The organism is Nocardiopsis sp. NPDC101807 (assembly GCF_044766605.1).
GTDB classification, from domain to species: Bacteria; Actinomycetota; Actinomycetes; order Streptosporangiales; family Streptosporangiaceae; genus Nocardiopsis; species Nocardiopsis tropica.
In genome coordinates, this window is record NZ_JBIWMK010000010.1 from 231,291 (window position 1) to 244,355 (window position 13,065).

Annotated in this window: 9 protein-coding genes; 3 read left to right on the forward strand and 6 right to left on the reverse strand. The window is 75.5% G+C overall.

What is annotated here, in order from left to right; all coding sequences use genetic code 11:
• Window positions 1–3 precede the first annotated feature (3 nt).
• The gene (locus ACIRPH_RS27580) at window positions 4–930 is read left to right on the forward strand and encodes a glucose-6-phosphate dehydrogenase assembly protein OpcA (RefSeq protein WP_355013468.1); all 927 of its coding nucleotides are present in this window, start codon (window positions 4–6) and stop codon (window positions 928–930) included.
• Complete coding sequence (pgl, locus tag ACIRPH_RS27585; protein WP_402919436.1) at window positions 927–1,673, forward strand: 6-phosphogluconolactonase; 747 nt, start codon at window positions 927–929, stop codon at window positions 1,671–1,673. The genes ACIRPH_RS27580 and pgl overlap by 4 nt, the downstream gene beginning before the upstream one ends.
• A gap of 133 nt (window positions 1,674–1,806) precedes the next feature.
• On the opposite strand, the gene ACIRPH_RS27590 is transcribed toward pgl, so the two are convergent.
• The 6 genes from ACIRPH_RS27590 to ACIRPH_RS27615 all read right to left on the reverse strand — a co-directional run bounded on the left by ACIRPH_RS27590 (window position 1,807) and on the right by ACIRPH_RS27615 (window position 11,414).
• Entirely contained in the window at window positions 1,807–2,667 is an 861-nt protein-coding gene (locus ACIRPH_RS27590; protein ID WP_402919438.1) for a MerR family transcriptional regulator, read from the reverse strand.
• A gap of 204 nt (window positions 2,668–2,871) precedes the next feature.
• Complete coding sequence (locus ACIRPH_RS27595; RefSeq protein WP_402919440.1) at window positions 2,872–4,866, reverse strand: multicopper oxidase family protein; 1,995 nt, start codon at window positions 4,864–4,866, stop codon at window positions 2,872–2,874.
• A 213-nt stretch (window positions 4,867–5,079) separates the two neighbouring features.
• Entirely contained in the window at window positions 5,080–6,690 is a 1,611-nt protein-coding gene (locus ACIRPH_RS27600) for an alpha/beta hydrolase (protein WP_402919442.1), read from the reverse strand.
• A 142-nt stretch (window positions 6,691–6,832) separates the two neighbouring features.
• Window positions 6,833–8,407 carry an alpha/beta hydrolase gene (locus ACIRPH_RS27605; RefSeq protein ID WP_402919577.1) on the reverse strand — a complete coding sequence of 525 codons (1,575 nt, stop codon included), beginning with the start codon at window positions 8,405–8,407 and terminating at the stop codon, window positions 6,833–6,835.
• Window positions 8,408–8,713: 306 nt separating this feature from the next.
• A complete protein-coding gene (locus ACIRPH_RS27610; RefSeq protein ID WP_402919444.1) occupies window positions 8,714–10,873 on the reverse strand; it encodes a CRISPR-associated protein in 2,160 nt (719 codons plus the stop codon).
• 166 nt (window positions 10,874–11,039) lie between these two features.
• Window positions 11,040–11,414 (reverse strand): hypothetical protein, encoded by a 375-nt coding sequence (locus tag ACIRPH_RS27615; RefSeq protein WP_402919445.1) that lies wholly within the window; start codon window positions 11,412–11,414, stop codon window positions 11,040–11,042.
• 374 nt (window positions 11,415–11,788) lie between these two features.
• Between ACIRPH_RS27615 and ACIRPH_RS27620 the strand changes: the two genes are divergently transcribed.
• Window positions 11,789–12,940 (forward strand): hypothetical protein, encoded by a 1,152-nt coding sequence (locus tag ACIRPH_RS27620; protein ID WP_402919447.1) that lies wholly within the window; start codon window positions 11,789–11,791, stop codon window positions 12,938–12,940.
• The last annotated feature ends 125 nt before the right edge of the window (window positions 12,941–13,065 follow it).

Consider the following 13,065-nt stretch of genomic DNA (forward strand, 5'->3'; position numbering starts at 1 on the left):
CCCATGACGCTCTACCTGCCGCGCACCACGACGTCGCAGATCACCGAGGCGCTCATGTCCGAGCGGCTCAGCGTCGGCGGCGGCGCCATGAACATGGTGCTGACCCTGGTCATCGTCACCGACGAGGCCGACCACTACGACGCCGTGCGCGCCGCCACCGAGGCGGGCCGCGAGCACCCCTCGCGCGTGGTGGCCCTGATCCGGCGCGACCCCGACGCCGAACCGGCCATCGACGCCGAGATCCGCAGACCCGGCACCTCCGGGCCGGGCGAGGCCGTGCTGCTCCGGCTGTACGGTCCGCTCGGCGAGCACGCGGACTCGGTGGTCACCCCGCTGCTGGTCCCCGACGCCCCCGTGGTGGCGTGGTGGCCGGGAGCGGGCCCCCTCAACCCGGCCGCCGACCCCGTGGGCCGTCTGGCCCAGCGCCGCATCACCGACGCGCTGCGCGCCCCCGACCCGTTGCGGGACCTCGTGGAACGGGTGGCCCACTACCGTCCGGGCGACACGGACCTGACCTGGACCCGGCTGACGCCGTGGCGCTCGCTCCTGGCCAGCGCCATGGACCAGCCGTGCGGGTGGGTGAACTCGGCGAGGGTGACGGCCGAGGCGCACTACCCGAGCGCCGAACTGCTGGCGGCGTGGCTGTCGGACCGGCTGGAGGCGCCCGTGGAACGGGCCGTCTCCCACGGCCCCGGGCTGACCGAGGTCAGGCTGACCACCTCGGAGGGGGACATCGCGGTCTCCCGGGTGGACGGCAGGGTGGCCACGCTGTCGCGGTTCGGACAGCCCGACCAGACGGTGGCGCTGGCACGGCGCGGCGCCGCACTGGCGCTCGCCGAGGAGCTGCGCCGCCTGGACGCCGACGAGACCTACGAGAGCGCGGCCCGCCACCTGGGGCCGCTGCTCGCGGAGAGCGGAGCACGAGGATGAGCGAACCGGAGATCGTCCGCCACGCGGACGCCGCAGGACTGGCCGACAGCGTCGCGTTGAAGCTGGTCAACATGATCGTCCAGGCCGAGGCCGACAAGCGTGACTTCCACCTCGTCCTGACCGGGGGCGGGATCGGCATCCGCGCCCTGGAGGCGGTGCGCGACCACGCCAACGAGGCCGGGATCAGCTGGGACCACGTCCACCTGTGGTGGGGGGACGAGCGCTACCTGCCGGACAAGGACCCCGAGCGCAACGAGACCCAGGCGTGCGCGGCCCTGATCGACTCGATCTCCGTCCCGAGCCACCAGGTTCACCCGATCCCCGCCTCCGACGGGCTCGACGGGGGCCAGGTGGAGCACGCGGCGACCCGCTACGGCCGGGAGCTGGCGGTGGCGGCGCGCGGGGAGGGGCCCGTGCCCGCGTTCGACGTGTGCCTGCTGGGGGTCGGCCCCGACGCCCACGTGGCCTCGCTGTTCCCGGGGCTGTCGGGGGTGCGCGAGGACGAGGCGTCCGTCGCCGCGGTGCACGACTCGCCCAAGCCGCCGGCGGAGCGGGTGACGCTGACGCTGCCGTCCATCCGCGCGGCCCGCCAGGTGTGGGTGCTGGCCTCGGGCGAGGGCAAGGCCGAGGCGGTGCGCCTGGGTCTGGCCGGGGGCAGCGTGGACGAGGCCCCGGTGGCCGGCGCCCGCGGCGCGGAGAAGACCGTGTTCTGGGTGGACGAGGCCGCGGCCTCCCAGCTGTAGCGCGCGACGGCGCGTACGGGCGCCCCGGCCGGGACCGGCCGGGGCGCCCGCGTGTCCGGCCCCGGAACGGGGCGCGGGGGCGCGGCCGGGGCCGGGCGGTACGGCCCCCTTCCCCGCGCCCCGGACGCGCGGCTCAGGTGAGGTCGCCGGCCTCGCCGAGCGGGCGCAGGCGCACGGCGGTCTCCGTCCCGTCCCCGTGCAGGATGTGGCGCATGCCGGAGTGGTCGGGGAAGTGCCCCTCCGGGGTGTGCGCCAACAGCCGGAGGTGGGCCATGGCGTACTTGGGCGTCGAGTTCCGGCCCGGGAGGTGGATCGACAGCTCCTCACGGGCCTCGAAGTCCTGCACCTCGACCTCCTCCGCCAGGGCCGCCCGCGCCTCGGCCGCCGCGGTGACCGGGACCTTGGCCACCCAGTGCGGGCCCTCCGGGGTGAGCGCCCTCGCCCTCTGCTCGGCGGTCTCCCCGGCCCACGCGAACCAGGGGGCGCCCGTGACGGCGGCGCCGTGTTCCACGGCCAGGGCGCCGAGCTCCGCCGCCGTGGCCGTGACGGCTCCGGTGACCGCGTCCCAGTCGTACTGGTCGGGTCGGCCCCCTCGCCGCTCCACGGCGACCGGGGGAACGGTCCTCGACAGGACCGCCGTCCCCGGGACCTCCCGGCGCCGGACCCCGGGCGGGGCGGTGAGGAGTGCGCGGGCGGTGGCGATCGCCTCGTCCTCGGCCCCGCGCCGGCGGTGCAGAACCCCGGTGTGCTCCTCGAGCAGTGCGGCCGCGGTGTCGGGGGCATCCAGGGCGCGGCGGACGTCCTTGACGCTCATGCCGGCGCCGCGCAGAGCCGTGACCAGCACGGCGGTCGCGACCTGCTCGATGGAGTAGTAGCGGTACCCGGTTCCCCCGTCGACCTCGGCGGGGACCAGCAGCCCCTCGGAGTGGTAGAAGCGCAGCGTCTGCGGGGACAGTTCGCTCATCTCGCTGAATTCCTTGATGGACAGGCTCATGCCGCCAGTCTCGGGGTTGCGGTAACCGCAAGGTCAAGTCCGCGTCCGCGGGTCCTCCCTCCGCCCGGGCCCCGCACCGTGTGGGGGGCGGTGGCCTCACGCCGGCCGCCGAGGGGCGCTGCCCCGCCGCGCGCCGCGGCGTCCTCGGCGGCCGGACGCGGGACGGTCGCGGCCCCGTCGCCGCGTTCCCGGGGCCGCCCTCCCTCACGCCCCCGGGTGCGCCGCGTCCCGGGCGATCCGGACCGCCGTCGCCGCGGCGCCGTGGCCCATGGTGTGGCCGAACCGGGCGATCTCCGGGGGCGCCACGTTGAACGGGCGCATCATGCCCATGTCCTCGTGTTCGAGCAGGTGGCAGTGGTACATGTACCGGCCCGTCCCTCCCGTGAACCGGCCCATCACGCTCACCATCGTCCCCGGCCCGACCCGGATCACGTCCTTCCACCCCTCCTCGTCCGGGTTGACCACGCCCGCTCCCGCGAAGGCGAGGGGGTGCCGGGTGGTCTCGTCCACCCGGTCGAAGCCCGAGACGTCGTAGGTGTCGCGGCGCAGCGCCTGGAACCTGGTGAGGTGGATGTGCATCGGGTGCATGGGGCCGCCGAGGTTGAGGAAGCTCCACATCTCCCACCCGTCGAGCGGGACCACGAAGTTGATCGTGTCCATGAAGGTCGAGGCGGCCTTGCGGTAAGTGCGCAGGCGTCCCGAGTGGTCGCGGATCCGGATGCGGCCCCCCTCGGGGTGCGCCGCGTGGCCGTCGTCCGCGTGCGCCGTGTGCGGCCCCGCCGCGTGCGGGGAGTGGTCACCGGGCTCCGCCACGTGCTCCAGCTCCAGGAACTTGGGGTGCGCGAACGCGTCCGGCTGCGTGATCAGCACCATCCGGTGGCCGTGGTGGGGGTGGTCCTCGTGCCTCACCCTCACGTACCCGGCCTTGAGCGCGGGGTTGGCCGGAGGCGTGAAGGAGTCCGTGACCCCGGTCGCCGAGACCCGGAACTGCATGACGCCGGGGAAGAGTTCGCCGCGGCTCGGGTTCCCCTGGTCGTCGACCATCACCAGCCGCAGCCGGGACGCCTTCCCCGCCTCCGTCCCGAACTTCTTGAAGTCCACGAGGAGGTCGGCCCGTTCGGCCGGGGAGATGGTCAGCCGCCCCTGGAGGTCGATGGGCCTGCCCAGCCTCCCGCTGTCCGTGCCGACCTGGAGCACCGCCCCGCGGACCTCCTCGGGCGTCGGCGCGGTCAGGCCGCCGCCGTCGTCCTCCTTGAACAGGCGCAGCGTGTAGGTGCGGGCGTTGGCCCCGTTGAGGACCCGGAAGCGGTACCAGCGCCGCTCCACCTCCAGGTACGGCCAGATCCTCCCGTTGACCGTCTGGTAGGGCCCGGTGAAGGGGAGCGTGGACGGCCAGGTGGTGGGATCCTCCGGATCCACGCCGTCGCTGCCCGTACCGGTCGCCGGGCCGTCCGCCAGGGCGACCACCTTGTGCAGGAGCTGCGCGGTGGGCGGGCTCCCCGGCCTGCCGTCCGTGGTCTCCAAGTTGCGGTCGCCGAGAATGAGCGGGACCTCGTGGGCCGTGCCGCCGTCCGCGCCGCTGGTGGGGGTGAGCGCCTCGTCGTCCCCGTCCCGCAGGATGTAGGCCCCGTACAGCCCGGCGAAGACGTTCCACCGGGTGATCCCCATCGCGTGGTCGTGGTACCAGAGCAGGGTGCCCGGCTGGTCGTTGGCGTACTCCGAGAGCTGGGCGCGGCCCGTGTAGACGGCGTCGTCCGTCCACCCGTCGCTCCCCCCGTCGGTGTAGCCGCCGTGCTGGTGGGTGACGCTCCACGGACGGATCGCCTCGACGGCGGTCGCGGTCGCGGCGCCCTCGCTGCCCGGCCGGGAGGGGGTGCCGGGCGGTCTCGGCGGCACCCAGACGTGGCGCACGGGGTACTTCTCGCCGGCCGTGATCGCGTTCTCCCAGATCACACGGATGCGCGTGCCCCTGGCCACGTCGAAGGTCGGCCCGGGGACCGTCCCGTCGTAGGCGAACACCTCGGTGGCGGGTTCGCCCCGCACGTCCAGCTCCGAGTGCAGGCTCACCTTCGTCCGCTTCAGCCTCACCGTCACCTGGGCCACCCCGTCGGGGCCCTTCTCGGACAGGTCGGCCGCGGCCGGGACGGGCAGGGCGTCCTTGAAGGGGGTCAGTCCGAGTTCCTTGGGCAGGTCGGCCATGGTCATCCTCCGTGTGGTCGGAACGGCTCGCGCGGGCGGTCGCCTCCCGCGCCGGCGTCGGGCGCCGGGCCCGGGGCCCGGGGCCCGGCCGCCGGCGGTCCGTCCGGGGACGGGCCGCCGACCGGGTCCCGGTCGCCGGACGAGGTCGGGGGAGGGCGGCGCCGCGGTCCGCCCGGGGCGGGGGCGGGCGGCGAGCGCGGGTGCGGGTGCGGCCTAGGCGAGGACCTGGGGGCAGGTCAGACCGTGTTCGGGCACCTTCCCGCTGATCAGGTACTCGTCCAGGGGCTGGTCCACGCAGGAGCTCTTGCCCCTGCCGTACACGGTGTGGCCGCCGCCCTCGTAGGTGACCAGGACGGAGCTCGTCAGCCGTGCGTGCATGCGCTGCGCCCACAGGTAGGGGGTCGCGGGGTCCCCCACGTTGCCGACGAGCACGATCGGCGGGGCCGCGGACGCCGTGAACTCCTGGGCCCCGGTCTCCGCGAGGGGCCACCGCGCGCACGGGGCCGTCGCCCACACGGGCCCGCCTCCGAACAGCGGGGCGCGCAGCTCGGCCGCCTCCACGGCGTCCCGGTAGGCGCTCAGGTCCTCCGGGTCGTCCCGGTCCGCGCACATGACGGCCGTGTAGGCGTCCGTGCCCCCGTCCGCCTCCTCGCCGAAGGCGCGGTCGTACATGTACTCCAGGTACCGCCGGTAGGTCTCGGACCCGGTGTCCCCCTCGGCCAGGTCCGTGAAGAACCCGGCCAGGTAGTCCCAGGTCCACTCGTCGTAGAGCTGCGCGGCGACCATCTCCGCCAGCATCTCGCCGGTGACGGTCCGCCCCCGCACGGTCGGCCGGTCCCGGTCGAAACGCTCCAGGAGGGCCGGCGCCTCCTTCACCGCGGCCCGGCCCGACGTGAAGGGGCAGCCCTCCACGGTCCGGGCGCAGTGCTCGGCGACCATCTCCCAGGAGTCCTGGAACGCCTCCTGGACCTCCACCGCGAGCCGGGCGTTGGAGGGCGCCGTGTCCACGACCCCGTCCAGGACCAGCGCCCTGGTCCGGTCGGGGAACATGTCGGCGTACAGGGCCCCGATGTGGGTGCCGTACGAGTAGCCGACGTACGTCAGCCCCTCGTCCCCGAGGGCGTCGCGGAGGACGTCGAGGTCGCGCACCACGTTGACGGTGCCCATGCGCGACAGGAACTCCCCGCCGACGGCCTCGGCGCAGCTGCGCCCGTAGGCCTCGGCGGCCTCGCCCAGCCCGCGCAGGTCGGCGGCGGTCTTCTCCGCGGGGTCCCCGGGGGCGACGCGCTCCAGCTCCCGCTCCCACGCCTCCGACCCGTCGCAGTCCAGGCCCCCGCTCCGCCCGACCCCGCGGGGGTCGAACCCCACCAGGTCGAAGGAGGACTGCACCCGCTCCCCCAGGAAGGGGTTGCGCATGCCGTCCACCGTCGAGACCCCCGGCCCTCCGAAGTCGACCACCAGGGACCCCCTGCGCTCGGCCTCCGGGCCGTGCGCGGGCCTCCGGGCCAGCGCGATCGCGACCGTCTCCCCGTCGGGGCTGCCGTAGTCGACCGGGACCGTGAGGGTGCCGCACTCCAGCTGCGCCATCCACTGCGGGGTGCCCCCGCCCGCGTCGGCGTCGACGGCGTCCAGCTCCTCCTGCGTGAAGCACGGGCTCCACGCGATGTCCTGGCCGTAGAACGGGAGGGGCACGTAGGCGTCGGCGGGCGGCCGCGCGGAACCCGTGGTCACCGCGAGCACGACCGCCAGTCCCCCGGCCCCGAGGACGGCGCCCGCTCCGCCGAACCGCCCGAGGGCACCCGTACACCAGCGCCTTGTCCGCACCTTGGCTCCGTTCCCGTCAGCGCCGCCCGGCCGCTGCCGGGGCCTTTCGCACCATTTCAGCGGAGAACAAACCGATCACGGACGGTAACATCCCGTTCGGGAGGTAAACAGTCGGTCTTGTCTGCGGGCGTCCGTCCGCGGGTCAGGCGCGCGGACAGGTGAGACCGGGACGCGGCGCCTCCCCCGTCAGCAGGTAGGCGTCCACGGGACGGTCCACGCAGGGGCTGCGCTCCTTGCCGTACAGGGTGTGCCCCGCCCCCTCGTAGGTGACCAGGACGCCCGTCTCCAGCTGGTCCGCGAGTTCCTCGGCCCACGCGTAGGGGGTGGCGGGGTCCCCGACGGTCCCGATGACGACGATCGGCGGGGCGTCCGGGGCGGTGATCCCCGTGGGCGCCTCCTCGCTCTCCGGCCAGTACGCGCACGGCAGCTGCTCCCACACCAGGCCGGGGCCGAACAGCGGGGACAGCCCGGCCGCGCGGTCGGCCGCGTCCCGGTAGGCCGCCACGTCCTCGGGGTCGGCGCGGTCCGCGCAGTTGACGGCGGTGAACACCGCATTGGCGTCCTGGTGCTCCATGCGGGGGTCGACGTCCTCCGGGTCGACGTCCTCGTACTTGCCGAACGTGTTGTCGTACAGCTCACCGAGGTGGCGCGCGGTCCCCTCCTCGTCGTCCGCGTCGAGGGCGGCGAGGAGGGCCGCCAGGTAGTCCCAGCTCTCCTCGTGGTACAGCTCCGTGCCGATCATCTGGAGCAGGGTCTCGCCGTCGACGGGGATGCCCTCGACCTCGGCGGGTTCGCGGTCGAGCCCCGCGAGGAGCTCCAGCATCCGCGCGTCGGAGCGGCCCCCCTCGGGGGCCGCTCCGGCGAACGGGCACCCGTCGGCCTCCGCCGCGCAGTGGGCGGCGAACATGTCCCAGGTGTTCTGCTGGGCGGCCACCTGGTCCAGGGCGATCCCCGCGTTGGACAGCTCGGTCTCCACGGCGCCGTCCAGGACCAGCGCCCGCGTGTTCGCGGGGAACATCTCGGCGTAGAGGGCGCCGATGTGCGTGCCGTACGAGTAGCCCACGAAGCTCAACCGCTCGTCGCCCAGCGCGTCGCGGACGATGTCCAGGTCGCGGACGACGTTCACCGTGCCCAGGTGGGCGAGGAACTCCTCCCCCACCGCCTCGGTGCACGCCTCGGCGTAGCGGCGGGCGGCGTCCTCCAGCGGCTGGAGCTCCACGTCGGTCAGGTCTTCGGGGTCGGTGTCCGCGACGCGCCGGAACGCGTCGTCCAGGACGTACCGGTCCCCGCACGCGAAGCCCCCGCTCTCCCCCACGCCGCGGGGGTCGAAGGAGACCAGGTCGAAGGCCGCGCGGACCTCGTCGCCGAAGTACGGGAAGTCCAGCATCTCGATGCCCGACACGCCGGGGCCGCCGGGGTTGAGCACCAGGGACCCCAGGCGCTCACCCTCCGGGCCGGTGGCGGGGGCCCTGATCAGCGCGATCTCCAGCACCGTCCCGTCGGGTCGGTCGTGGTCCAGGGGGACGGCCACGGTTCCGCACTCCAGGGTCTCCAGCCAGGCCGCGTCCGCCCCCCACCCGGCGAGTTCGCCGACCTGCCGCTCGTCGTAGCAGGCGCGCCAGTCCACCGTCTGCCCGGCGAAGGGCCCCTCCTCCCCGGGGGGAGCGGACGAGCACCCCGCGAGCAGCAGCACCGCGGCCGCGGCCCCCGCCGGCACCGCCCTCGGGGCCGCCCCCGTCCCCGCCCCTCCCCCGACGACCGCTGCTCCCCTGCCCACGCGCGGCTCCGTTCCTCTCCCCGCGCCCCCGCGCGGCGGCCGTGTCACACCGGGACCGGCTCGTCCCCCACCACGAGAGGGTGCCGTACGGACCCCGGGCGATCCACCCGCCGGTCCGGCGCCGCCCCGGAAAACAGAAGTGGCGCCCCCGGCGGGCGCGCCTCCGGCCGGGGACGCGCCCGCCGGACGGCGGACGGCGGGAGGAGGCGGGGACCGCGTCCCGGCCCCCGGGAGCCCGGCCGGGGCTCAGAGCAGGGTGACGTCGGTGTCGAACAGGTCCGGGAGGTCCTCCGGGGACGCCACCGCCACCAGCGGGCGCAGGGGCTCGCCGAAGCCGATCCGCGCGTGGCGCCCCCGCCCTTCCCCCTCGGTCTGGGCGATCCAGTCGACCAGTTCGACGGCGCGGCTGACGTCCCCGCCGGGCCGGGTCAGGGCGACCACGGTCCCCGCCACGTCACAGCCGGTGTTGAGGAGCAGGGTCGCGGAGAACACGCTCTGCGCCCACGCGCCCCGGCCCACCGGGTGCGTGCCGCCTCCGGGGGTGCGGCGCCGGGACCAGCCGGGCGCGGCCAGCCCCACGGCCCGGTCGCCGAAGGTGAGCACGAGGCTGGGCCGCTCCTGCGCGGACAGGCACTCCACCGGGTGGCCGAGCGAGGCGTCCGCCCACACCCCGACGGGTCCCCCGGCCGCCCGGACCAGGGCGGCGCGTGCCGCGTCGAGCAGGTCGGCGTCGACCTGGTCGCGGGCCTCCTCGCACACCCACCCCGCCAGGGGTCCGGTCAGGGGCGAGTACCCCGGAAGGAGCAGCGGCCAGTCCACGGCGGCGCGCCCCCTCAGGGGCACGGAGCCGTGGGTCATGCAGACCACGGTGCGCCTGCGCCCGAGCTGGTAGGTGACGCAGGCGCCCGACCGGCGCGCGGCCAGGGCCAGGCCGAGGCTCATCGCCTTGGTCCCGGTGGTGATGTCGACGACCACCGGGGCCGCCGCCCCGCCGGACCGCCGCTCGGCGATCCACCGCCGGGCGACCCCGGTGACCGCCTCCGTGTCGGACCCGTCCACCGGCTCCGGGGTGAAGCGCACCCGGTCGCGGTAGCCGCCCTCCTTCAGCTCGGCGGCCTCCGGCCGGGCCGCGCCGGGGTTCTCGGCCGCGTGCAGCGTGCGTGCGGCGGCCTCGCGCACGCCGCTCAGGACGCTCTGCCGGGAGGGCAGGACGAGCGTGTCGGCGGGGCGGTGGGCGTGCACGGCGGTGAGGGTCCCCATGCGGCTGCCGCCCAGGGAGGTGACCAGCAGGGGGCCGTCCTCCGGCCCGGGGTGGCGTTCGGGCGGCCGCGCACCGTCCGGACGCGGCTCCGGCGGCACGGGCGGTCGCGCGTCGCCGCGACGCGGCGGGGCCCCCAGGCCAGGGAAGAACGCCTTGCGGACCTCCTCGAACGAGGTGAGCCGGGCGAGCAGGTCGTCCAGGCTCCACACGTGGACGCTGCGCGCGCTCAGCGCGGGGTTGTACGCGGTGACCCGGTCCCGCAGCCCCGGGACCGCGGGGCCGGAGTGGACGAACAGCACCTGGACCGCTCCGCCGAAGACCCGGCGGGCCTTGGTCACGGTCCATCCGGCGCGGGCCACGACGTCGTCGGGCCGGGACTTGGCCTCGACGCACAGCACGCGGTGGCGGTAGCGGAGGACCGCGTCGAAGTCGGCGACGGCCCCGCCGGGGTGGAGCGGGTCGGCGACCTGCCGGGGGCCGAGCACCTCGGCGTCCCGGTGGCGGCGCGTGTGCCGCAGCAGGTGGGAGAGGACCCGGCCCTCGGCGACGACGCCCCGGCGCACCGCCGGGGACATGTCGGGGAACCGCGCCAGGAGGGCCTGCTTGCCGCCCTGGACGAAGAGGCGGACGGGTTCGGGGTCGCGGTCGTCGAGCCAGCGGGCGCCGTGGATCCCGGCGAGGGTGCGCAGGTCGACGCCGTCGCCGGCCACGGGGCGTCCCGGATGGGAGCCGTCCGCGGTGCGCAGGACGTCGCGCTGGGCGTCGAGGTAGTGGCGCCAGCGGGGGGCCCGGGGGTGTCTGCCCGGGGGCAGCGCCCGTTCGTGGAAGAGGGCGGCAGCCACGCTCATCACCTTGGTCCCGCCGGTGTAGTCGAGGAACCAGGGTTCTCCCCCGTTGTCCCGGTGGAACGCGGCGAGGGTGTCGGTGACCGGCCCGAAGTCGTGCGGGTCGGGTCCCACGCTGGCCACCCGCACCGACGCCCGGCCGGCGAGCCGCTCCACCGCGCGGGCGACCCGGTGCGCGACGGGGAGGGTCCCGTCGCTGGCGACGAGGACCAGGTGGTCGGCGGGGAGGGTGAGCGAGGACAGCAGGGCCGGGGTGGGGTTCTGCCCGACGAGCACGACGGCGGTTCGGGGACTGTCCACATCGTCCTCAGCACAGGGTACGGGGGCGGTTTCGGTACGCACACGCTACTGCCGGAATCCGCCCTTTCTCCAGGGCGTGCGGCGCCGGTTCGCCGCCGGGCGGGGAGGTCCCGGGAAGGGCGGCGCGGAAGCGGCCGCCCCCGCGTCCGGCGGGGAGGCCGGGCGCTCAGGCCCCGACCCTCTCCTCAGCGGCGGCGGTCCTCCCGCGCACCGGCGAACCGCTGATCACGAAGGAGCGGCAGGCGGTCACCACGCCCCTGCCGTCGCGCACGAGGTCGGAGGGGACCAGGAGGTCGCGGCGCTCGGGATGGGCGGAGCCGACGACGGAGGACACGATGAACCACACCCCGTCCTGCGGCTCGGGCAGGTTGGCCCTGGTGCGCTCCTCGGCCATCAGCGGCACCCCGGCCACCTCCAGTCCGACGGGCACGCGCACCGCCTCGACCCTGGCCGGCGCGTCGGACCCCGGCCAGCGGCGGATGACGCGGAAGCTCTCGTCCACGACCGTCACCGCATGCGGCGTCAGGTTGACCACCGGCATCCGGCACCCCCGTTCGTCTCGGTCCGCGGCGGCCGGCCGGCGTGCCGGGTCCGGCCGCGCCGCGCACCGGTCCAAGGCCTTCACCGCAGTCTCTCGGACACACGCACGGGGGCCTTCGGACGTGCGCGGCGGACCGACCCCGGGAAAGAAGTGGGGCCCTTGTTTCGGATGTCCATTTCATCAGCATGAGGGCTGCTTTATGCAACCTGTTCATCCAGCCCAACAATTGACATTTCCCTATGTGTGGGCCTATTTTGCTATACGACCTCCCGTTCACGCGGGGGTGTCACCTGAGGTCTCACGTCTCTTCCACATGTGCTTTCCCGGAGGGCTGGGAAAGCAACCGGCCCCGGAACACCCGGGGAGAAGAGTTCGTGAGCACGCACCACTGCTCCGCCTGGGAGCTGTTCGGCTCCGCCGCCTTCCTTCGCGTCTTCACGCGCGTCCTGGGATGCGGGCCGTGCTCCGCGGACGGAACCGCGCAGGGCTGCTCGGGCCACTCCGAACAGTTCTGCGACTACGTCGACCTGTGCGCCGAGCACTGCCCGTGCCCGGTGCACGGGGCCGATCCCGACGGCGTCGTCGCCGTGCGCATGCGCCGTGCCGCGCCCGGCGCCACGGGGGTGGACCGCACCGCCGCGCACCGGCTGCGGGACGCCCTGGACGACGTGCGCCGGGACCGCTCCTACAAGAACCTGCGCCGCGTCTACCCGCAGAGCGCGCCCGACGGCCGGATCCGCTGCGCGTTCTCCGAGCGCCCGCGCCGCTGGGCGCAGCGCCGCGACGTCGCCCTGGTCGCCACGGACGTGGTCGACCAGGAGGCGCTCGCCATGCTCGTGCTCACCGCGGGCTGGGGCAACCCCGCCGCCGACCTGCCCGAGGACATCCACCCGGGCGAGACGGTCTCCTTCACGGAGGACGGCAGCGCCGTGCCGGTCGCCGACCTGCACGGCCGCGCGCTCACCGCCGTCAAGGAGCCGCCCATGGTCTCGACCGCCACGGGCGACTACCTGCTGCGCAAGCTGGCAGAGCTGGCCGCCGGGCGCGACGCCGACCCGGGCCGCACCCCCGACCAGCGGCGGCGCCTCGTGCTCCGCGGCCTCCTGCCCGGGCTGAACGGCGAGGACGTCGCCCGCCGGCTGACCGGTGTGCTGGGTCGGATGGCCACGACCATGCCCCGCCACTTCGCACTGGTGCAGCAGGCGCGCGGCCGGGCCCGCAGCGCCCCCTACTCCCCCGTTCCCGACCCCGATCCGGCGGACCCCGCGGAGGACCCCTCCCGGCGGCGCGAGGTGCTGAACGAGGCGGAGCGCTCCTGGCTGCGCCGTACCGGCCTCGCGCTGACGACGCGGGCCCAGGAGTCGCGGTCGGCCTTCGACGCCGACCCGCAGGGCGCCCTGGAGTCCCTGCTGTGCCGGCTGCTCGACGAGGGGACCGACGTCCCCGCCCTGTGGGCGGGGGCCCAGGACGACCCCGATCTGCGCGCGGACCTCGTGGAGGCGCTGGCGGAGGCCATCGACAGGTAGGCCCCCGGGGCCCGGCGGGCGCGCCGGCCCGGACCGCCGCCGGTGCCCAGGGGGCTCGCCCGACGGCCCCGGCCCCCGCGGCGGGTCCGGGCGCCGAACCGCGACCCGGGCCGGGGCCCTCCCCC